At 70.7% G+C, this 21,463-nt stretch carries 19 protein-coding genes; 13 read left to right on the top strand and 6 right to left on the bottom strand.

Annotation, left to right across the window (positions count from 1 at the left end):
• Positions 1 to 41: 41 nt before the first annotated feature.
• On the bottom strand, positions 42 to 326 hold the full coding sequence (locus tag ER308_RS20290; RefSeq protein ID WP_131156667.1) for a metal-sensitive transcriptional regulator: 285 nt from the start codon (positions 324 to 326) through the stop codon (positions 42 to 44).
• 140 nt (positions 327 to 466) lie between these two features.
• Between ER308_RS20290 and ER308_RS20285 the strand changes: the two genes are divergently transcribed.
• The 5 genes from ER308_RS20285 (at position 467) to ER308_RS20265 (ending at position 5,886) form a co-directional block, all read left to right on the top strand.
• On the top strand, positions 467 to 2,740 hold the full coding sequence (locus ER308_RS20285) for a heavy metal translocating P-type ATPase (RefSeq protein WP_131156666.1): 2,274 nt from the start codon (positions 467 to 469) through the stop codon (positions 2,738 to 2,740).
• 135 nt (positions 2,741 to 2,875) lie between these two features.
• Positions 2,876 to 3,559: a hypothetical protein gene (locus ER308_RS20280; RefSeq protein ID WP_131156665.1), complete on the top strand. Its 684-nt coding sequence runs from the start codon at positions 2,876 to 2,878 to the stop codon at positions 3,557 to 3,559.
• Positions 3,556 to 4,002: a hypothetical protein gene (locus ER308_RS20275; RefSeq protein WP_131156664.1), complete on the top strand. Its 447-nt coding sequence runs from the start codon at positions 3,556 to 3,558 to the stop codon at positions 4,000 to 4,002. Before ER308_RS20280 ends, ER308_RS20275 begins: the two co-directional genes overlap by 4 nt.
• Before the next feature lie 70 nt (positions 4,003 to 4,072).
• Positions 4,073 to 5,068 carry an ABC transporter ATP-binding protein gene (locus ER308_RS20270; protein WP_131156663.1) on the top strand — a complete coding sequence of 332 codons (996 nt, stop codon included), beginning with the start codon at positions 4,073 to 4,075 and terminating at the stop codon, positions 5,066 to 5,068.
• On the top strand, positions 5,068 to 5,886 hold the full coding sequence (locus tag ER308_RS20265; protein ID WP_131156662.1) for an ABC transporter permease: 819 nt from the start codon (positions 5,068 to 5,070) through the stop codon (positions 5,884 to 5,886). Before ER308_RS20270 ends, ER308_RS20265 begins: the two co-directional genes overlap by 1 nt.
• An 8-nt stretch (positions 5,887 to 5,894) precedes the next feature.
• On the opposite strand, the gene ER308_RS20260 is transcribed toward ER308_RS20265, so the two are convergent.
• The gene (locus tag ER308_RS20260; protein WP_131156661.1) at positions 5,895 to 6,926 is read right to left on the bottom strand and encodes an aldo/keto reductase; all 1,032 of its coding nucleotides are present in this window, start codon (positions 6,924 to 6,926) and stop codon (positions 5,895 to 5,897) included.
• 262 nt (positions 6,927 to 7,188) lie between these two features.
• Between ER308_RS20260 and ER308_RS20255 the strand changes: the two genes are divergently transcribed.
• From ER308_RS20255 to ER308_RS20230, 6 genes are all read left to right on the top strand, one after another.
• On the top strand, positions 7,189 to 7,974 hold the full coding sequence (locus tag ER308_RS20255; protein WP_131156660.1) for an ABC transporter ATP-binding protein: 786 nt from the start codon (positions 7,189 to 7,191) through the stop codon (positions 7,972 to 7,974).
• Between the two features lie 101 nt (positions 7,975 to 8,075).
• Positions 8,076 to 8,906, top strand: a complete 831-nt coding sequence (locus tag ER308_RS20250) for an ABC transporter ATP-binding protein (protein WP_420826263.1) — start codon at positions 8,076 to 8,078, stop codon at positions 8,904 to 8,906.
• Positions 8,903 to 10,783 carry an AMP-dependent synthetase/ligase gene (locus ER308_RS20245; RefSeq protein ID WP_205745767.1) on the top strand — a complete coding sequence of 627 codons (1,881 nt, stop codon included), beginning with the start codon at positions 8,903 to 8,905 and terminating at the stop codon, positions 10,781 to 10,783. Before ER308_RS20250 ends, ER308_RS20245 begins: the two co-directional genes overlap by 4 nt.
• Entirely contained in the window at positions 10,780 to 11,673 is an 894-nt protein-coding gene (locus ER308_RS20240; protein WP_131156658.1) for a branched-chain amino acid ABC transporter permease, read from the top strand. The genes ER308_RS20245 and ER308_RS20240 overlap by 4 nt, the downstream gene beginning before the upstream one ends.
• Before the next feature lie 12 nt (positions 11,674 to 11,685).
• Entirely contained in the window at positions 11,686 to 12,876 is a 1,191-nt protein-coding gene (locus tag ER308_RS20235; protein WP_205745766.1) for a branched-chain amino acid ABC transporter permease, read from the top strand.
• Between the two features lie 61 nt (positions 12,877 to 12,937).
• Positions 12,938 to 14,395, top strand: coding sequence for an ABC transporter substrate-binding protein (locus ER308_RS20230; RefSeq protein ID WP_131156657.1), 1,458 nt, complete (start codon positions 12,938 to 12,940; stop codon positions 14,393 to 14,395).
• 143 nt (positions 14,396 to 14,538) lie between these two features.
• Here the strand turns inward: ER308_RS20230 and ER308_RS20225 are convergent, their stop codons facing one another.
• Complete coding sequence (locus ER308_RS20225; protein WP_131156656.1) at positions 14,539 to 15,903, bottom strand: TrpB-like pyridoxal phosphate-dependent enzyme; 1,365 nt, start codon at positions 15,901 to 15,903, stop codon at positions 14,539 to 14,541.
• 249 nt (positions 15,904 to 16,152) lie between these two features.
• On the opposite strand from ER308_RS20225, the gene glgC reads away from it, so the two are divergent.
• Together glgC and glgA are read left to right on the top strand one after the other, a co-directional pair.
• Positions 16,153 to 17,433 (top strand): glucose-1-phosphate adenylyltransferase, encoded by a 1,281-nt coding sequence (gene glgC / locus ER308_RS20220; protein ID WP_131156655.1) that lies wholly within the window; start codon positions 16,153 to 16,155, stop codon positions 17,431 to 17,433.
• A gap of 2 nt (positions 17,434 to 17,435) precedes the next feature.
• On the top strand, positions 17,436 to 18,650 hold the full coding sequence (glgA, locus tag ER308_RS20215) for a glycogen synthase (RefSeq protein WP_205746051.1): 1,215 nt from the start codon (positions 17,436 to 17,438) through the stop codon (positions 18,648 to 18,650).
• Positions 18,651 to 18,763: 113 nt separating this feature from the next.
• On the opposite strand, the gene ER308_RS20210 is transcribed toward glgA, so the two are convergent.
• The 3 genes from ER308_RS20210 to ER308_RS20200 form a co-directional block, all read right to left on the bottom strand.
• Complete coding sequence (locus tag ER308_RS20210) at positions 18,764 to 19,183, bottom strand: VOC family protein (RefSeq protein WP_131156653.1); 420 nt, start codon at positions 19,181 to 19,183, stop codon at positions 18,764 to 18,766.
• A gap of 103 nt (positions 19,184 to 19,286) precedes the next feature.
• Entirely contained in the window at positions 19,287 to 19,895 is a 609-nt protein-coding gene (locus tag ER308_RS20205) for an HAD family hydrolase (protein ID WP_131156652.1), read from the bottom strand.
• Positions 19,895 to 21,433, bottom strand: coding sequence for a pyridoxal-dependent decarboxylase (locus ER308_RS20200; protein ID WP_131156651.1), 1,539 nt, complete (start codon positions 21,431 to 21,433; stop codon positions 19,895 to 19,897). Before ER308_RS20200 ends, ER308_RS20205 begins: the two co-directional genes overlap by 1 nt.
• Between the last annotated feature and the right edge of the window lie 30 nt (positions 21,434 to 21,463).

Here is a 21,463-nt window from a genome sequence, read left to right as displayed (position 1 = left end):
CCGCGAACACGTCCTCCCCGCGCACGCCGCGACCGGGCCGGTCAGCTGCGCACCAACCGCTCGATCGCCGCGCTCGCCTCGGTCACCATCGCGTCGGCGCTCTGGCCGTCCTCGCCCTGGGCGGCATTCGCGACGCAGTGGCGCACGTGCTCGTCCAGCAGCCCGAGCGCCACACCCCGCAACGCGCTGGTCGCCGCGGACACCTGCGTGAGCACGTCGATGCAGTAGGTGTCCTCCTCGATCATGCGCTGCAGGCCTCGGACCTGCCCTTCGATCCGCTTCAGCCGGGCCAGATAGTCGTCCTTCGACACCTCGTAGCCACGCATCCGGTCGCGCTCCCTTCCTCGTCGAACTCGCCGATCCCGGTGGGCACTGCTTCCGTGAATGATACCCCAAAGGGGTAGCGGGTAGACTGGCGGCAGCACCCGTCCCCACGCATGCTGGCACGGCCACCCTGGAGGATCCGATGACGCCCACTCCCCCGTCGCCCACGTCACAGGGCCACGACGCGGCCCCCGACGGGGCCGGCGACGCGCTGGACCTCCCCGTCCGCGGGATGACCTGCGGCTCGTGCGCTGCACGAGTCCAGCGGATCCTCGAGCGGCAGGACGGCATCGCCCGGGCGGACGTGAACTACGCCACCGGCCTCGCGCACGTCAGTCTCGACGGGCCGGTGGACACCGCGCAGCTGGCCGACGCCGTGGAGCGGATCGGCTACGAGCTCGACCCGACCGGCGGGACGGCTCCCGAGGGGGACGGCGAGCACGAGGGCTCCGCAGCGGACCACGAGGCCGAGCTCGCACGCTACTGGCGCCTGCGCGCGGCGGTCGCGCTCCCCCTCGCCGCCGTGGTCGTCGTGATCTCGATGGGCTTCATGGCCGCCCTCGAGGCGAGCCCGGCGCTGCAATGGACCGTCGCAGGGCTGACGGTCCCGGTCCAGTTCTGGGCGGGCTGGCCGTTCATCGTCGAGGCGGCACGCCGGGCGCGCCACCTGACCGCCAACATGGACACGCTCATCGCGATCGGGACCCTCGCCGCGTTCGGGTTCTCGAGCGTCGAGCTCGTGACCGGGGGTGGGGAGCTCTACTTCGAGGTCGCCGCGGGGATCGTCGCGTTCCTCGCCCTGGGGCGGTACTTCGAGGCGCGCGCGAAGTCGCGGGCCGGCTCCGCCCTGCGCGCCCTCGCCGAACTGGGCGCGAAGGAGGCGCGACGCGTCACCCCGGACGGTCGCGAGGAGCTCGTGCCCGCCGAGCAGGTGGCGGTGGGCGACCGCCTGCGCGTGCGGCCGGGCGAGAAGGTCCCGACCGACGGCACGGTCGTCGACGGCGCGTCCGCGGTCGACGAGTCGATGCTCACGGGCGAGTCCGTCCCGGTCGACAAGCACCCCGGCGATCGCGTGGCGAGCGCGACGCTGAACACGAGCGGGGCACTCGAGATCGAGGCCACCGCCGTCGGCAGCGACACCGCGCTCGCGCAGATCACCCGGCTCGTCACCGAGGCGCAGGCCGGAAAGGCGCCGGTGCAGCGGCTCGCCGACCGCATCTCGGCGGTGTTCGTGCCGGCCGTCATCGTCGTGGCCGCGTTGACGTTCGGCGCGTGGTGGCTGGTGGCCGCGAACCCGGTCGGCGGGCTCATCGCGGCCGTGGCCGTGCTCATCATCGCGTGCCCCTGCGCGCTCGGACTCGCCACCCCCACGGCGATCATGGTCGGCACGGGCCGCGGCGCCGACCTCGGCATCCTCATCAAGTCGGTCGAGGTCCTCGAGCAGACACGCCGCATCACCACCGTGGTTCTCGACAAGACGGGAACCCTCACCACCGGACGAATGGCGGTCCAGGAGGTCGTGGCCACGTCGGGCGAGGAGGAGGCCGTGCTGGGCGTCGCCGCTGCGGTCGAGGCCTCCAGCGAGCACCCGATCGGCGCAGCGATCAGCGACGCCGCCCAGTCGCGCGGCGTGGCGACGGCGGCGGTGCGCGACTTCGACGCTCGTGCCGGCTACGGGGTCACGGCTCGGCTCGACGGGCGGATCGCCGGTGGCCCGGCGGAGGGGACCCAGGTCTGGGTGGGCCGGCGCAAGCTCATGGCCGAGGCGGGCCTCGGCGTCGACGAGCCGCTCGAGGAGGCCATGGACCGGCTCGAGGCCACCGGCCAGACCGCCGTCCTCGTGGGCTGGGACGGCGAGGCCCGCGGCGTCATCGGCGTCGCCGACACCCTCAAGGACGGGGCCGCCGAAGCGATCCGGGCACTGCGCGAGCTCGACCTCGACGTCGTGATGATCACCGGCGACCAGTCGCGCACCGCGGAGGCCGTCGCCGGGCAGGTCGGCATCGATCGGGTGCTCGCCGAGGTGCTGCCCCAGGACAAGGTCGCCGAGATCGCGTCCCTGCAGGGCGCCGGGGAGCGCGTCGCGATGGTCGGCGACGGTGTCAACGACGCCCCCGCGCTGGTGCAGGCCGACCTGGGCATCGCGATCGGCACGGGCACCGACGTCGCGATCGAGTCGGGCGACCTCACCCTGCTGCGCGGGGACCTCGCGGGGGTCCCGGCCGCCATCCGCCTGTCGCGCCGCACTTACCGCACGATCGCCCAGAACCTGGGGTGGGCGTTCGGCTACAACACCGCCGCGATCCCGCTGGCCGCCGTGGGACTGCTCAACCCGCTGATCGCGGGAGCCGCCATGGCGCTGTCGTCGGTGTCGGTGGTCGCCAACGCGCTGCGGCTTCGCCGATTCACGGGGTGACGCGGTTCGTCCACTCGACGGCGTGAGGCGGTTCGTCCGCTCGACGGGGTAGCGCGGGGCATCCGGCGTGCCGCGTGCGATCCTGGGAGGACGATGCGCGCAACCTCCCGCGATCCCTCCGCTACCGGTGGCGACATGCGACACGCCGCTGCGCGTGCCAACGAACCCGGCAAGAAGCCCCACGCGACGCCGAGTCGCGGTCTCTCACGGCGACAGCGCGGCGTCCCCAGCCGTGCGGGTGGCCCCGCCCGCCCCAAGCCGTCCGCCAGCGGCCCCGGACGCGCCACGAAGCGACGGGACCCCGACCGCGGCGGCGGGACGTGGGGCGCCCCTCGGATTGGCGGGATCCGCAGCGCGGCCCTCGACGCGGTCGCCGGCAGCGCGTTCGCGGTCGGGATCGTGGCCCTGGTCGAGTTCACGGGTCTGCTGACCGCCGGCACCACGGCGACCTGGGGGCCCGTGGCCACCCTCGCCGCCGGCGTCACGATGGCGGCGACCGGCCTGCCCTCCGCCCTGCTCGTCGAGAGCGTCACCGAGTCGCGAGGCCAACGCACGCTCGCCATCACCGCGGTCGCCTATCTCACGGTCACCATCGTGTGGAGCCTGGTCCTGTGGAGCGTATGGCGGTGGCAGGTCGACCCCACGCTCGCCCCTCTCGCGCTGTTCAACGAGCAGCTCATCATCCTCGCCGCCGCGGTCGCGGTCTGGGGCGGGGCGCGCATCGCTCAGCGCCGACGCCCGGCCATCCCGCTCCTGATCGCCGCAGTGGCCGTGATGGTCCTCGTCCTCAGCAGCGCCGTCGTCACGCTGATGGGGTGACCGGCGTGGCCGACGACGACGGGCATCACGGGCTCTGGCGAGCGGTCCGGGGCCGCTGCCCGCTCTGTGGCGTGCGGCTGCGCCGTCGTGTGGTGCTCCTGGTCGCGCGCTGCACGTCGTGCGGTCTCCCGTTGCGCCGCGAGCGCGGGCACCACAGCGCCGTCGCACTCGCCGTGCTGCTGGCCACCATCGGGCTGCTGGCCATCGTGCTCCTGACCGTGGCGATCGCGACCGCGCCCGACGTCCCGATCCTGGGCCTCGCGGCCTCGGCGGCGGCGGTCGTGCTCGTGATCCCGATCGTCGGGTACCCCGTGGCGGTGGGTCTGCTGCTCTGGCTGGATCTACGGCTACGCCCGCTGGGATCGGACGACCTCGCCGCGAACGACCCCGCGCCGGGAGGACGGCGGGGCCACGGCACCCACGAACCGCGCCCGTGGTGGTAGGCGGCGGGCGGCAACCCGCGCCGAACGCACTACGCTCCCTGGGAGCGCCGCATGCCAGGAGCCCGACCCGATGACCGACCCCACCGCGAGCCCGGACGCACCCGCGCCCGGCTCCCCCGCCGCCGACGCGGCCGCGCGGTCCCACGCCGACACCGTTCAGGACCCGGCCATCTCCCTGCGAGGCGTCGCGAAGTCCTTCGGCGCGATCCGGGCCGTCGACGGGGTCGATCTCGAGGTGCCGTCGGGCTCCTGCTTCGGTCTGCTCGGGCCGAACGGCGCCGGCAAGTCGACGACGATGAAGCTGCTCACCGCGCAGGCCCTACCGGACGCGGGCGAGCTCGAGGTCCTCGGCCTGCCCCTGCCGAGCGCGTCGAAGCGAGCGCGGGCCCGCTGCGGGGTCGTCCCGCAGCTCGACAACCTCGACGTCGAGTTGACCGCCCGCCAGAACCTGGCGGTCTTCGCCCGCCTCTACCGGGTACCACGCAGCGAGCGCCGCGCCGCCGTCGATCGCGCCCTGGCGATCGCCAACCTCGTCGAACGCGCGGACACGCGGGTGGACGCGCTCTCGGGCGGCATGCGCCGACGTCTGTTGATCGCGCGAGCCCTCGTCCACGGACCCGAGCTCGTGCTCATGGACGAGCCCACCGTCGGGCTCGACCCCCAGGTCCGGCAGGAACTGTGGGGCCTGATCACGCGGCTGCGCCAGCAGGCCGTGACCGTCCTCATGTCGACGCACTACATCGAGGAGGCCGAACGGCTCACCGACCGGGTGGCGATGATGGCGGCCGGGAAGGTGGTCGCTGACGACACCCCTCCCGCGCTGATCGAGCAGCACGCGGGGCAGCAGGTGCTCGAGGTCTACGGGCCTCCCGAGCGCCTCGACGCGCTCGCGGCGCGCGCCACCGCGGCGGGGCATCCCACGCGGCGCAGCGGCCCTGCCCTGGTGGTGCTGTTCGCCGAGCGGCTCACCGCCGAGCTCGCCGGTGAGCTCACCCCGACCGCGGTGCGACGCGCCGCCAACCTCGAGGACGTCTTCGTGCGGCTGACCGGGGAGGAGATCGCCTGATGCGGGGGTCCGCGGTGTCGACCTCGTCACGCGCCCAGCCACCCGACCGCCTGCGGCGCATCGAGCCGGCGGCCGTCGCCGGCGTGCTGTCGCGGGAGTGGACGGTCTTCACCCGCTACTGGGTGTCGACGACGTTCTCGTCGATCGTCGAGCCGACGATCTACCTCCTGGCCTTCGGCTTCGGGCTCGGGGTGTTGCTGCCGGCGATCGGTGGGCTCGACTACCTGGACTTCATCGGCACCGGGATCGTCGCGACCGCGGTGATGTTCTCGTCGGCCTTCCCCGGCATGTTCGGGACGTTCGTGAAGCGGCGCTTCCAGCGCACCTACGACGCGATCCTGGCCGCACCGGTCGACACCGGCGAGCTCGTCACCGCGGAGGCGCTGTGGTTGTCGCTGCGCGCCGGCGTCTACGGCTGCGCCCCCATGATCGTGGCGATCTTCTTCGGCCTCGACCCCTCCCCCGGCATGTTGCTCGTCCCCTTCATCGCCGCGCTGACCGGCTTCGGGTTCGCGAGCCTCGGCATCCTCATCGCCGGGATCGCGAGGTCGATCGACAACTTCAACTACGTCATCAGCGCCGTCCTCACGCCGCTGTTCCTCGTGGCCGGCACCTTCTTCCCCGTGGACGTCCTGCCGGCGCCGGTCGCCGCCGCGAGCGTCCTGAACCCGCTGTACCACTGTGTCGAGCTCGTCCGCGGCGCGGTGTTCGGGTTCTCGGGCTGGGGGCAGCTCGGCCACGTCGCCGGGCTCGTGGTGTTCGGCGCGGTCGCGTGGGCCCTGGCCATCCGCCGGCTACGGGCCCGTCTCATCGACTAGGGGCGACCTCATCGACTCGAGCGTGCCAGGGCGAGACGGTCGGCGGACATGTCCTCGATGAACCCGTAGGGGTACTGCGGACGTCCCGGGTCGCTGTGGCGATCGAGCTCCGCGACGGCGTCCGCGTCGAGGATCAGCTCGGACGCCGCGAGGTTGTCGTCGAGTTGGTCGACGGTGCGCGCGCCGAGGATGGTGGACGCGACCGCCGGGCGGTCGGTGACCCATCGCAACGCCACGCGGGACATGGACGTCCCGTGTGCCTGTGCGACATCACGCAGCGCCTCCAAGAGCGCCCAGGTCCGCGGCGTGTTGCGGGCGTCCCAGGCTTCGACGCCACGCTGCGGGTCCTCACCCAGCCGGGTCGCACCGGTCGGGCCCTCGTCGCGACGGTACTTGCCGGTCAGCCACCCACCGCCCAGCGGCGACCAGGGCAACACCCCCAGGCCCTCGTCCTCGCAGAGGGGCAGCAGCTCCCACTCGATGTGACGGTCGAGGAGGTTGTACTGCGGCTGCAGCGACACGATCGGGGGCCGCCCCTCGTAGCGCGCGACGAGCACGGCGCGCTGCAGTTGCCACCCGGTGAAGTTGCTGACCCCCACGTAGCGGACCTTGCCGGCGGTCACGAGCTCGTCGAGGGCCTCCAGGGTCTCCTCGATCGGCGTCGCGGGATCCCAGCAGTGCGCCTGATAGAGGTCGATGTGCGCAACCTGCAACCGGGTGAGGCTCGCGTCCACGGCCCGGTGCAGCCACGCCTTCGACAGCCCTCGCTGGTTGGGGCCGTCGCCCATCGGCATTCGCGCCTTCGTCGCGACGACCAGGTCCTCCCGGTCACGACGCTCGCTGAGCCATCGCCCGACGATCCGCTCGGACTCGCCCCGCTGATACACGTCGGCGGTGTCGATGAGCGTGCCACCCGCCTCGACGTACCGGTCCAGCTGCGCACGGCTCTGCTGCTCGTCGCTCTCCGCCCCGAACGTCATGGTCCCGAGCGCGAACTCGCTCACCGCCAGGCCGGTCGGCCCGAGCAAACGTTGCTGCATCGTCACGACTCCTCCCGTCGACGCACCGTCGAGCGACCCATACTGCCCGCCGCAGCGCGCCAGGGCCGGCGAGGTGCAGCCCGACCCCGCCAGCCGGCGGTGTCGTGTAAGACACCCGGAAGTTTCTGCCGGATGACCCGAGACAGACGCGCGGTGATTCTCTACGATCCACCCAATACCTGACCACGGTCAGGCGCGGCCGGGCCGCGTCGGTACGCGGACCGGGCTTCGGGTGCCGGCGGTGGGCGACGGGAGGGAGTGCGTGCTCGCAGTCTCGAACCTCGAGGTCGTATACGACGACGTGATCCAGGTCCTTCGCGGGGTCAGCCTCGAGGTCCCCGAAGGCTCGATCATCGCGCTGCTGGGCTCCAACGGGGCGGGCAAGACGACGCTCCTGCGGGCACTGTCCGGACTGCTCGACGTGCACGAGGGCGAGATCACCAAGGGTCGGATCACCCTCGACGGGCAGCCGATCCACCGCAAGCGCCCCGAACAGCTCGTCGGCCTGGGGATCAAGCAGGTGCTCGAGGGTCGGCGCATCTTCGCCGAGTTCTCGGTCGAGGAGAACCTGCGCATCGGCGCCTACGTCTCCAACCGGGGGATGCGGGACGCCATGCAGCGCGTCTTCGACCTCTTCCCGATCCTCGCCGACCGACGACGAGCGACCGCGGGGTATCTCTCCGGCGGCGAGCAGCAGATGCTCGCGATGGGGCGCGCCTTGATGTCGAGCCCGCGCTACCTCCTGCTCGACGAGCCGAGTCTCGGGCTGGCGCCCCGCCTCGTGGAGCAGATCCGCGACCTGATCGTCCAGATCCGCGACCAGGGCACCACGGTCCTGCTGGTCGAGCAGAACGCGAACATGGCCCTGTCCATCGCAGAGCACGGCTACATCCTCGAGACCGGCAAGATCGTGATGGACAAGCCGGCCGTGGAACTCATCGAGGACGAGGACGTTCGCGAGTTCTACCTCGGCATGGCCGACGACGAATCGCAGAAGTCCTTCCGCGACGTGAAGCACTACAAGCGACGGAAGCGGTGGTTGTCGTGAGCCAACAGCACGCCGCCTCCCCGGCCGCGCCCCTCGCTCCGGCCGCGACCCGCGACGGCTCGGGAGCGCAAGCGGACCGCGGCGCCGCACCGGACCCGCTCCTGGAGTTCGAGGACGTCGTGCTGCGCTTCGCGGGGGTCACCGCGATCGACGGCGTCAGTTTCGAGGTCGGCCCAACCGAGCTGTTCGCCGTGATCGGACCCAACGGGGCCGGCAAGACCTCGATCTTCAACGTCTTGTCCGGCGTCTACCGGCCCCAGGAGGGCTCGGTGCGCTTCGACGGCGAGGACCTGCTCGGCCGCGAGCCCGACGAGATCGCGGGCCTCGGCATGGCTCGGACCTTCCAGAACATCGAGCTGTTCGAGAACCTCACCGTGATCGACAACCTCATGCTCGGGCGCCACCGGCACATCCGCTACGGGTGGCTCTCGGGCCTGCTCTACGCGGGTCGGGCGAAGCGCGAGGAGGTCGAGCACCGGGCCGCCATCGAGGAGACGATCGACTTCCTCGAGATCGAGCAGTACCGCAAGTACCCCGTCGGCCTCCTCCCCTACGGCATCCAGAAACGGGTCGAGCTCGGCCGCGCACTGGCGATGGAGCCCAAGCTCCTGCTCCTCGACGAGCCCGTGGCGGGCATGAACGTCGAGGAGACCGAGGACACCGCGCGGTTCATCCTCGACATCCGCGAGGAGCTCGGCATCCCGATCATCCTCGTGGACCATGACATGGGCCTCGTGATGGACCTCGCCGACCGCGTGCTCTGTCTGGACTTCGGACGGCCGCTGACCGTCGGCACGCCCGCCGACGTGCAGCGCCACCCCGACGTGATCGCCGCCTACCTGGGGGGCGGGGATCACACCCACGACCTCATCTCCGCGCAGCACGACTCCGCCGACGAGACCGCGTACCCGCGCGAGGAGGGCGCATCGTGACGACCACGCTGGAGCCCACGCCGCAGACGACGACCACCACGATCGCCACGCGGGTCCGGGACTGGGCCGCCGCACACCCCGACCGCGTCGCCATGCGCGAGAAGGACCTCGGCATCTGGCAGGAGGTCACCTGGACCGACTACTGGGAGACCGTCCTCGACGTGGCCCATGGTCTCTTGGCGCTGGGGGTCGCAGCGGGCGACCGTGTCGCGATCCACTCCGAGAACCGACCGGAATGGCTCTACACCGACGCCGCCGCCGTGGCGGTCCGCGGCGTCACGACGGGCTTGTATCCCACCAATCCGGCACCCGAGGTGTGCCACCTCCTGAGCGACTCCGGCTCCAAGGTGCTCGTGGCGGAGGACCAGGAGCAGGTCGACAAGGCCCTCGAGGTCGCCGACGACTGCCCCGAGCTGGAGACCATCGTCTACATCGAGCCCCGCGGGGTGCGGAGCTACGACGATCCCCGCCTGCTCTCGTGGGAGGAGCTGATCACCCGAGGCCGGGAACACCGGGCGGCGTTCCAGGGTGCCGTCGAGCGCCGCATGGCCGAGGCCGAGCCCGATGACGTCATCACGCTCATCTACACCTCGGGGACGACGGGGCCACCCAAGGGCGCGATGCTCACCGTCGCGAACGTCGAGTTCGCGATCAGCGTTCTGGTCGAGGGTGGCGGGTTCGTGGATCCCGCCCCGGGGCCGGACGACGTCCTGCTGAGCTACCTGCCGCTGTGCCACGTCGCCGAGCGCGTCTTCACGACCTGGTTCAACGCGGCGATGGGCACCCAGGTCAACTTCGCCGAATCGATCGACACCGTCCAGCAGAACCTCGCCGAGATCCAGCCGACCATCGTCTTCGGCGTGCCCCGCATCTGGGAGAAGATCGTCGCGGGCATCGAGATCCGGATGTCGAAGGCGAGCCTCGTCAAACGCCTCAACTACCGCTTGTGGATGAAGGTCGCCGACCGGATCGGCGCGACGCTGGTCGGGACCGGGGGCAACCACACACCGCTCACACGCACGCTCTACGCGATCGGTTGGATCCTCCTGTTCCGTTCGCTGCGCGACCGCATCGGGCTGCGGAAGACGCGCTACGCGGCGAGCGGCGCCGCACCGATCGCCCCGGAGGTCCTGCGGTTCTTCATGGGCATCGGGGTACCGATGCACGAGGTCTACGGGATGACCGAGAACACGGCGATCGCCACCGCCAACCACCCGGGGCGGATCAAGCTCGGCACGGTCGGTGAGCCGCAGGACGGGGTCGAGGTCCGTGTCGACGAGGAGACCGGCGAGATCCTCACGCGCCACCCGGGCACCTTCAAGGGCTACTGGAGGGATCCCCAGGCGACCGCCGAGATGATCGACGACGACGGTTGGCTGCACACGGGCGACGTCGGCGAGTGGGTGGACGGTACCCATCTGCGGATCACCGACCGGATGAAGGACATCATCATCACCGCGGGCGGCAAGAACGTATCGCCCTCCGAGATCGAGAACGCCCTCAAGGCCAGCCCGTACATCCAGGAGGCCGTCGTCCTCGGCGACAACCGCAAGTACCTCGCGGCCCTGATCGGCATCGAGCTCGACACCGTGGGCGACTGGGCGCAACAGCGGCGGATGCCCTACACGACCTACCGGGACCTCACCGAGAAACCCGAGGTCGTCGACCTGGTCCGGGGCGAGGTCGACCGCGTCAACGCGCAGTTCTCGCAGGTGGAGCAGATCAAGGCCTTCCGGCTCCTGCCGAAGGAGCTCGACCACGAGGACGGCGAGTTGACCGCCACCCAGAAGGTCAAGCGCAAGGCCATGGAGCGGGCCTTCGCCGATCTCGTGGCCGACTTGTACGGCGAACGCCAGCCCACGGAGCAGCCGTCGTGACGCAACTGCTACAGACCCTGATCTCCGGGCTCGGCCAGGGCGCGGCCTACTCGCTCATCGCCGTCGGGTTCGTGATCATCTTCAAGTCCACGCACGTCATCAGCTTCGCGCAGCCCGCACTCATGGCCGCTGGCGCCACCGCGGTCGCCCTACTCACGGTGCAGGTGGGCCTGAACTTCTACCTCGCCGTGCTGGTGGCCGTCGTGGCCGCCGCGATCGCCGGCCTCGGCATCGAGCGGGCCGTCCTGCGACCGATGGTCGGCAAGCCCGTCTTCATCATCGCGATCATCACGCTCGGGCTCGACGTCGTCATACGGGTCATCACCAACCGGTTCATCGGCGCCGACGTGCGCCCGATGGGCGACCCGTGGGGGCTGGAACGGTGGGAGCTCGGCGCGCTCACGCTGCAGCACCGGCACGCCGCAGCGCTGATCACGACGGCGGCGATCCTGTCGGCGCTCTACCTGTTCTTCCGCTACTCCCGTATCGGGCTCGCGATGCGGGCGACGGCCTTCGATCAGGAGACCTCGCTCGCGCAGGGCGTGAACGTCGGGCACATGTTCGGCATCTCGTGGGCGCTCGCCGCCGCCCTCGCCGCGGTCGCGGGCGTGTTCATCGGCGCGGGCTCCACGATCGACCAGCAGACCTGGTACGTCGGGCTGAAGGCCCTGCCGGCCATCATCCTCGGCGGCCTCGACTCGATCCCCGGCGCGGTCGTCGGTGGCCTGGCCGTGGGGGTGGTCGAGGCCTTGTTCGCGACCTACCAGAGCACCTACCTCCCCTTCCTGGGCTCGAACTTCAGCATCGTCGCGCCCTACGCGCTGATGCTGGTGGTCCTGCTCGTTCGTCCCTACGGGCTGTTCGGCACGCCCGAGATCCAGCGGGTCTAGGAGGCCGCGACGATGGCAACCACGACCCGCCCCGCCCCGGCCGACCGGGCTCGCGGCGTGCGAGCAGCCCGCGGTTCCCGCCTGCGGGGTCGGCGGGATCTCTACACCTCGTACGCACAGGACATGGCCCTGCTCAACACGCCGGGCAAGCGCTGGGGCGTGGGAGCCATCGTCGCACTCGGCCTCGCACTGCCCTGGATGTTCGTGGACCCGATCCTGCAGATCTTCGCGATCGGGTTCGCGTACGCGATCGGCGCGATCGGCCTGAACCTCGTCACGGGGTACGCGGGGCAGGTCTCGCTCGGTCACGCGGTGTTCGTCGGCATCGGCGCCTACACCGCGGCAGCCCTCACCGGCGACGTCGACGGTCGGCAGATCGGGCTCGGCCTGCAGTTCATCGTGGCACTGCCCGCGGCCGGGGTGGTCGCCGGATTGGTCGGGTGGGCGGTCAGCCCGGTGTTCGCCCGATTCCGAGGCCTCTACCTCGCCATCGTGACGCTCGGGCTCGTCTTCCTCGGTGAGCACATCTTCAAGGAATGGACCAGCCTCACCGGCGGGCTGGGGGCCGGACGGCGTGGGGCCATCCCCGAGATCATGGGATGGCGCTTCGACCAGCCCGGCGAGCTCCTCGGCGTGACGCTGACCGCGAACCAGCAACTGTTCTACCTGACGCTCGTGCTGCTGATCGTCTTCGCGGTGCTCGCTCGCAACCTGGCGCGCAGTCAGGTGGGACGAGCGTTCAGCGCGATCCGCGATCGCGACATCGCCGCCGAGATCATGGGCATCAAGCTGTCGCGCTACAAAGCGATCGCCTTCGCGGTGTCCTCCTTCTACGCCGGCATCGCGGGCGCGCTCTTCTACACGGTGAACACCCAGATCGATCCCGCCTCGTTCGGCCTGCTGCTGAGCGTCCAGTACATCGCGATGGTCCTGATCGGGGGGGTCGCGACCATCTCCGGCTCGATCATGGGCGCCCTGTTCATCGCGTTCCTGCCTTTCATCACCCGGCAGGCACCCATCCTCTTCCCGTTCATCAGCACGGATCCGTCGCTGCGCGACGGGGGCCTCATCAACGTGTTCCAGCTCGAGGCAGCGCTCTATGGCGTCCTCATCATCCTGTTCTTGATCCTGCAGCCGCGCGGTCTTTTCGGCTTGTGGCTGAAGGTCCGCAACTATTGGAAGGGATGGCCGTTCTCGCACTAGCCGCGCGGTGAAAGCCGTGCGCCGGACTCCATCACGGGTGGGCGACAAAGGAGCCACACACATGCACAGCAGATCAACGCTCGCGCTTCTGGTCGGGCTGCTGGTGATCGCACTGGCGATCGCCGGGTGTCGCCAGGACGAGGAGGCGGCCGAGCCAGCCGACGACGAGGACCCTGACGACGCCGCCGTCGACGACGAGCCGGACGACGATGACGAGGAGCCGGACGACGACGAGCCGGAGGAGGAGGAGGAGCCGGACGAGGAGGACGAGGACCCCGACGACGAGGACGAGGAGGAGGCCCCGGAGGCCCCCGGTGCCGGTGTCACCGAGGAGCCCTGCCCGGAGGACGTGGCGGTGAACGAGGACAACGGGTGCATCTACCTCGGCTCGTTGAACGATCTCACCGTCGGGGCCTTCGCGCAGGCCGGTCCGCTGATCCAGGACGCGATGGAAGCCTTCTGGGCCGAGGTGAACGAGGACGGCGGGATCGGCGGATACGACGTCGACATCGAGACGCACATCCGCGACAACGAGTACGTCCCGGAGGTGCAGGCGGAGGTCTTCGAGGAGATCCGCGGGGACATCCTCGGCCTCGGGGTGTCGCTCGGCTCCTCCCCCACCATCGCGATCCGTGACGAGCTCGAGGGCGACGACATGTTCGCCGTCCCCATGGCATGGAACTCGGACTTCCCGTTCGACCCGGTGATGCTCGAGACCGGTCCGAACTACTGCGTGGACTCGATGAACGCGGTGGACTACTACATCGAGAACGCCGAGGACGTCGACACGATCATGAGTGTCCACTACCCGAACGACTACGGACAGGACTCGGACGTCGGTGTGCGCCACGCGGCCGAGGCCGTGGGAGCCGAGCACATCGGTGTGCAGACGCCCGACGGCGAGGAGAACCAGGCGGACGCGATCGCCGAGATCGTCTCGCAGGACCCCGACCTCGTGATCCTCACGACGAACCCGACCGACGCCGGCGCGCTGGTCGGCGAGTCGGTCGCACAGGGCTACGAGGGCTTCTTCATCGGTCACGGGCCGACGTGGAACGTCGCGTTGCTCGACTCCCCCGCCGGTGAGGCGATGGAGAACTTCTACTGGTCGGTGGGGCCCTACCCCACGTACGAATCGGACACCCCGGGCCACCAGGCGATGCAGGACGCACTCGGCGAGGCCGGGGAGGGCGAGCCGCGCAACAACTTCCACACCGCCGGGTGGGTGTCGCAGTACCCGATTCGCGATGCGTTGGAAGCAGCCGCCGACGAAGGTGAGATCTCGCGCGCGGCCGTCATGGACGCCATCCACGAGCTCGACAGCGTGGACTACGAGGGGATGTTGCCCGAGGGCAGCGGCAACTTCGCCGGGGAGCCCAACGATCGGGTCGTGCGCGCCTCGGCCATGGGCGAGCCCGACCGAGAGAGCTCGTCGGGTCTCGTGAACACCGAGATCGAGTACGAGGGTCCGACCGCGGCCGAGCACGACTTCGACGAGCCCTGCCGCGACAGCTACTAACTCCCGTCGACGAGCACTTCGGGTGGGGCCACCCCGCGGTGGTCCCACCCGGCGCTCGTGCGAGGCCGGCGCTCGTACCAGGCCGGCGCTCGTAGGGTCAGGCGTTCGTAGGGGGCCGATCGCCGGCGGGAACGAGACTCCGGCTAGACGTCGACCCGGGGCAGCCTGGTGAGGGCTTCGTCCATCTGGGCCTGGGGGTACGGTCGGTCGACGAGCTCACCGGCGAGGTAGCGCTCGTAGGCGTTCATGTCGAAGTGGCCGTGCCCGCACAAGGCCGTCAGGATCACCTTCTCCTCACCGGTCTCCTTGCAGGCGAGGGCCTCGTCGATGCAGGCAGCGAGGGCGTGGGTCGGCTCCGGCGCCGGGATGATCCCCTCGGTCCGAGCGAACTGGAGGCCGGCCTCGAAGCAGGGCTTCTGGTCGTACGCGACCGCCTCGATCAGCCCCTGCTCGACGATGTGCGACAGCAGCGGCGACATCGCGTGGTAGCGCAGCCCACCCGAATGGATCGGGTCGGGGATGAAGTCGTGTCCCAGGGTGTGCATCTTCATGAGCGGGGTGAGCCCCGCCGTGTCGCCGTAGTCGTAGGCGTAGACCCCACGGGTGAGCGTCGGGCAAGCGGTCGGCTCGACCGCGCGGATCACCGCGTCGAGCCTTCCGGCGAGGTTCTCCCGCAGGAACGGGAACGCGAGACCGGCGAAGTTCGACCCTCCCCCGGTGCACCCGATCACGAGATTCGGTTGGTCCCCCGCGGCGGCCATCTGCTGCATGGCTTCCTGGCCGATCACGGTCTGGTGCAGCAGCACGTGCGACAGGACGCTGCCCAGGGCGTAGCGACAGTCCGGGTCGCTGCCCGCCGCTTCCACGGCCTCGCTAATGGCGATGCCCAGACTCCCCGGGCTGTCGGGGTCATCGGCGAGGATCTTGCGGCCCGCCTCGGTCCGCTCGGACGGGCTCGGGTGGATCGTGGCCCCGTACGCCTCGATCATCGCCTTGCGGTACGGCTTCTGCGTGTAGCTCGCCCGCACCTGCCACACTTCGCAGTCGAGGTCGAACTGCGAGCAGGCGAAGGCGAGCGCACTCCCCCACTGCCCGGCGCCGGTCTCGGTCGCCAAGCGCTCGACGCCTTCCTCGGCGTTGTACCAGGCCTGCGGGACGCTCGTGTTCGGCTTGTGGCTGCCCGCCGGCGACGTCCCCTCGTACTTGTAGTAGATGCGAGCGGGCGTGCCGAGCGCCCGCTCGAGGCGGCGGGCCCGATACAAGGGGCTGGGACGCCACAGCCGGTAGACGTCGCGGACCGGCTCGGGGATCTCGACCCACCGTTCGGCGGTGACCTCCTGCTCGATGAGGGCCATCGGGAAGAGCGGCGCGAGGTCGTCCGGCCCGATCGGCTCGTGCGTGGCCGGGTGAAGGACCGGCGGCGGCGCGACGGGGAGGTCGGCCCCGATGTTGTACCAATGCGTGGGCAACGCCTCTTCGTCCAACAGGTACTTGGTGCGCTCGGCCAAGACTGTCCACCTCCTCGTGCCCGCGCGTGCGGGCGTCGCCGCTGACGGGTCGTGCCCTTCCCATGCAGGACCGTACCGCGCCACGCGGGATCCGGGGAGCCGTTCGTTCGAGGCGACCGCCTTCGCCCTCCACCCCGGATGCCGCCCGGTGTACGTTGCGGCCGAGCCGGGGATGCCGAGGGTTACGCGCGACCGACCCGAGTGCGCTGCACGAGAAGCGCCCTCTCCGTCCGCACGACAAGGAGCGCCATGTCGATCCGGACCGACACCACCAACGTGCTGTCGATCGTGCTGGCCGGGGGCGAGGGCAAGCGCCTCGCCCCCCTCACCCGGGACCGGGCGAAGCCAGCCGTGCCCTTCGGCGGAACCTACCGCCTCATCGACTTCGTGCTCTCGAACCTCGTGAACGCCGGGTTCCTCAAGATCGTGGTGCTCACCCAGTACAAGTCGCACTCGCTCGACCGGCACATCGCCCAGACCTGGCGCATGAGCTCGCTGCTCGGCAACTACGTCGCGCCCGTACCCGCCCAGATGCGCAAGGGACCCCGCTGGTTCGCCGGCTCGGCCGACGCCATCTTCCAGAACTTCAACCTCATCCACGACGAGCGACCGGACTACGTCGTCGTCTTCGGCGCCGACCACATCTACCGCATGGACCCACGGCAGATGCTCGCCGCCCACATGGAGTCCGGTGCCGGCGTCACGGTGGCCGGAACGCGCGTGCCGATCGATGATGCCGACCAGTTCGGCATCATCGAGCCCGGGGAGGGCACCAAGGTGCGGGCGTTCCGGGAGAAGCCCTCGGACCCGACCCCCTTGTCCGACGCACCCGATCAGGTCTTCGCCTCGATGGGCAACTACGTCTTCACGACCAACGCCCTCATCCAGGCGATCACCGCCGACGCCGCCGACGAGGACTCCGAGCACGACCTCGGTGGCGACATCATTCCGACGATGGTCGACGCGGGCCAGGCGCACGTCTACGACTTCACCGAGAACGACGTACCCGGCTCGACCGAGCGCGACTTCGCCTACTGGCGCGACGTCGGCACGCTCGATTCGTACTTCGACGCGCACATGGACCTGATCAGCGTCCATCCGGTCTTCAACCTGTACAACGAGCAGTGGCCGATCCACACCTGGAACCCGCCGAAGCCCCCCGCGAAGTTCGTCTTCGATCAGGACGCGCGGCGCGGGATGGCGCTGGACTCGATGGTCTCGCAGGGCACGGTGATCTCCGGCGGCACGGTGCGACACTCGGTCCTGTCCCCCGGCGCGCGCGTCCACTCCTACTCGCTGGTCGAGGACTCGGTCGTCCTCAACGGTTGCGAGATCGGGCGCCACGCGGTCGTGCGCGGCGCCATCCTCGACAAGAACGTCACCGTTCCACCCGGGGCCCACATCGGCGTCGACCCCGAGCGGGACGCCGAACTCTTCACCGTCTCCGAGCAGGGGACGGTGGTGCTCGGCAAGGGCGATCCGATCCCCGAGGAGGCCATCGTCGACCCGAGCGTCGTCACGATCCGATGACGCTGCACGCGGCCCTCATCACGCGCGAGTACCCGCCTGCTGTCTACGGGGGCGCGGGCGTGCACGTCGAGCACCTGGCCCGTGCCCTCGCCGACCACGTCAACGTGCAGGTGCACTGCTTCGGCGAACCGCGGGACGATCCCCTCGTGGCCGGCGCCCACGGCACCTGGGAGGCGCTGGCCGGGGACGCCCCCCACCTCGCCGCGCTCCGCCACCTCGCGACCGACCTCTCGATCGTCGCGGGCCTCGAGGGAGCGGACGTCGCCCACTCCCACACCTGGTACGCGAACCTCGCCGGGCATCTCGCCGCTCTCGTCTACGACATCCCGCACGTCGTCACCACGCACAGCCTCGAGCCCCTGCGGCCGTGGAAGCGCGAACAGCTCGGCGGTGGCTACGCCCTCTCGTCCTTCGCGGAGCGCACCGGGATCGAGGGCGCGGATGCGGTGATCGCCGTGAGTGCCGGCATGCGCGACGACGTGCTGCGCTGCTATCCCGACATCGATCCGGAGAAGCTCACGGTCATCCACAACGGGATCGACCCGGACGTGTACACGCCCGACCGTCGAACCGACGCGCTCGAACGCTTCGGCATCGACACCGATCGCCCCTCGATCGTGTTCGTGGGCCGCATCACGCGGCAGAAAGGGGTCACCCACCTGCTCGACGCGGCCGCGGACCTCGACCGCGAGGCGCAGCTCATCCTCTGCGCCGGCGCCCCCGACACCCCCGAGCTCGGACGGGAGGTGAGCGACGCGGTCGCCGCCCTGCGCGAGCAACGGGACGGTGTCTTCTGGATCGACGAGATGCTCCCCCGCCCCGACATCGTGCAGCTGCTCAGCCACGCCACCGCCTTCGCCTGCCCCTCGATCTACGAGCCCTTCGGGCTCGTCAACGTCGAAGCCATGGCCTGCGAGGCCGCCGTCGTCGCGAGTTCCGTCGGCGGCATCCCCGAGGTCGTGGTCGAGGGCGAGACGGGCCACCTGGTCGGCTTCCACCCCGGCGACGACCCGTTCGGCTCGCCGGCAGACCCCGAGGCGTTCGCGCATCGACTCGCCGATGCCTGCAACGACCTCGTCCGCGACCCCGAACGTGCCCGCATGATGGGCCAGGCCGGCCGTGCGCGCGTGCTCGAGCACTTCAGCTGGCCCGCGATCGCGGGCCAGACCGCCGGGCTCTACCGCAGCGTGATCGAGGGCCGCAGCGTCGCTCGGTGAGGCGCCAGGGATCGGCTCCGGGGCGCCCCGGGATCGGCTCCGGGGCACCCCGGGATCGGCTCCTGGCCGGGGATCGCTTCCTGGCCGGAGACCGCTCCCTGGCCGGGGAAGGCTCAGGTCGGGGCGCTGCCGATGTTGACCATCCAACTCGTGCCAAAGCGGTCGACGCACACGCCGAACGTGTCACCCCACGGCGCCTCCGTGAGCGGCTGGATGACCGTGCCACCGTCGACCAGCGCGTCGTAGAAGCCTCCGAGGGCCGACCCGTCGTCGCCGCTCAGCGAGATCGAGATCGCCGAGCCGGGCTCGTAGGGCACCCCGTCGGGCACGTCCGAGGCCATCAGGATCAGCCCGTGGGGCGTAACGAGCTGGGCGTGCATGATCCGCTCGTCGTTGGACGGATCAGCGCTCATGCCGCCCTCGGCGTAGGTCTGCATCGTGAGTTCACCGCCGAAGACCTCACGGTAGAAGTCCATCGCCTCGCGGGCGCGATCCTGGAACATCAGATAGGGGTTGAGCTGGACGCTGGCCATGTGCGTTCCTCCTCGGTGGACACGGGCTCGCACAAGGTGCGACTCGCCGAGCGTGCGTTTCTCATCGGTTGCGGCCATCAATGTCGGGCGCCGGCCAGGAACCTCATACGGAGAGTCCGTGGCTGCGGAGGTCCTCGCGGAGCCCGATCGGGGACACGAACTGCAGGGCTTGGAAGCCGATACGCTCGGCCGCTGCCACGTTCTCGGGCCGATCGTCGATCAGCACCGTCTCGGCGGGGTCGAGCCAGTACCTCGCGATCAGCCGTTGGTAGATGCGAACATCGGGCTTGACGACGCGTTCCCGTCCCGAGATGACGATACCGGCAAAGCGGCCGAGCCACGGGTAGCGGCGAAACGCCCGCGGCCACGTCTCGTTCGAGAAGTTCGTCAGGGCGTAGCACGCCACGCCGGCGCGCTCGAGCTGGTCGAGCACGGCGACGGTCCCGACCAGTGGGCCGCCGAGCATTTCGTCCCAGCGCTCCCAGTACGCCGCGATCAGCTCGCGGTAGGCGGGAAAGGCCGCTTGGCGCTCGGCGATGGCGTCGACGAACGGGCGACCGCGGTCCTGCTGCGCGTTCCACTCGGGGTTGCACACATGGGCGAGGAACCACTCCCGCTCGTCGCGGTCCGGGATGAGCTTGCGGTAGAGGTGCCGCGGATCCCAGTCCAGCAGCACCCCGCCGACATCGAAGACCACGGCCGTGGGAGCCATCACCGGGACCGATCCTCGGCGAGCCCGTCGGCGCGCGAGGCCGCCTCGGCCGCCGCGGACAGCTCGTCCGCGAGCTCCCGAACGTGCCAGCGAGCGGTGTGCACCGACCCGATCGCGACGCGCACGACCAGACGGCCGCCGAGTCGGGTGTGGGTGAGCACCGCCCGTCCACCCTCGTTCGCGGCCTCCAGCACTCGGGCCGTCGCGTCCTCCCCGTCCCGATGGCGCAGGCAGACCAGCGCCAGGCTGCGCGGGGCGGCGAGCTCGAGGTGGGGGTCGGCCTCGATCCGCTGCGCGAGCTCGGCGGCCCAGTCGACGTGGCGTCGGATGTGGGCGCGCAGCCCACTCGCGCCGAAGCCGCGCAGCACGAACCAGAGCTTCAGGGCGCGGAACCGGCGGCCCAGGGGTACCTGCCAGTCCCGGTAGTCGATCGCGTCGCCCGAGGCGTTCGCGTCGGTGCGCAGGTACTCGGGCAGGATCGCGAGCGCGTCGAGCAGCGGACCCCGGTCGGCGACCCAGAAGGCGTCGCAGTCGAAGTTGGTGAGCAGCCACTTGTGGGGGTTGGTCGACCAGCTGTCCGCGCGCTCGGCGCCGGAGACGAGGTTCCGGTGCTCCGGGGCCACGGCGGCGACACCGGCCCACGCGGCATCGACGTGCAGCCACACCGGAGCTGGCTCACCGGCCAGGACGTCCGCGATCTCGGCGACGGGATCCACGGCGCCCGAGGAGGTCGTCCCCACGGTCGCGATCACGGCACAGGGCGTGACGCCTGCCCGCCGGTCGGCCGCGAGGGCCTCCCCCAACGCCACGGGATCGAGACGATGGCCGTCATCGCAACCCACGTGGCGCACCGCCGACTCCCCGAGCCCGGCGATGCGCGCGGCCTTTGTGACGGAGCTGTGCGCGTGCTCGGTCGCGTAGACCGCGAGGGGCCGGTCGATCCCGTGCGTGCGCGCAGCCCCGCCGGTCGCGCGCTCGCGCGCCGCCAGGAGGGCGACGAGGGTCGCGCTCGAGGCGGAGTCCTGGATCACCCCTCCCCCGGCTCCGTCGCTGCGGAAGCGATCCGGCAATCCGAGCAACTCTGCGAGCCAGTCCAGGGCCAGGGTCTCGAGTTCGGTCGCCGCGGGACCGGTGGCCCAGGACATGCCTTGCGTGCCCAGCCCTGCCGCCGCGAGGTCGCCGAGCACCGACGGTCCCGACACGTTCGCGGGGAAGTAGCCGAAGAACCGTGGGTGCTGCCAGTGGGTCAGCGCCGGCGCGATGAGCTGGTCCAGGTCCTCCAGAACCCGGGCGAACGGTTCGGGCTCCTCGGGTGGAGTGGCGGGCAGGGCCGCACGCACGTCGCCCGGTCGGACGTCGGGCTGGGCGGGTCGCTCCTCGAGCCCGGCCCAGTAGTCGGCGATCCAGTCGACGAGGGCGTGTCCGTGCCGGCGGAACGCCTCGTGGTCGAACGCGGCCGACGACGGCTCATCGGACGCGTGGGGCAGCTCGGACGGGTCGGACGCGGCGGACGCGGACGAGTTCTCGGACTTGCCCATGACCCGCGATCCTAGCCAATGGGACATGAC

Source organism: Egibacter rhizosphaerae, assembly GCF_004322855.1.
Classification (GTDB): domain Bacteria; phylum Actinomycetota; class Nitriliruptoria; order Euzebyales; family Egibacteraceae; genus Egibacter; species Egibacter rhizosphaerae.
This window is presented reverse-complemented; position numbering and strand designations above follow the sequence as displayed.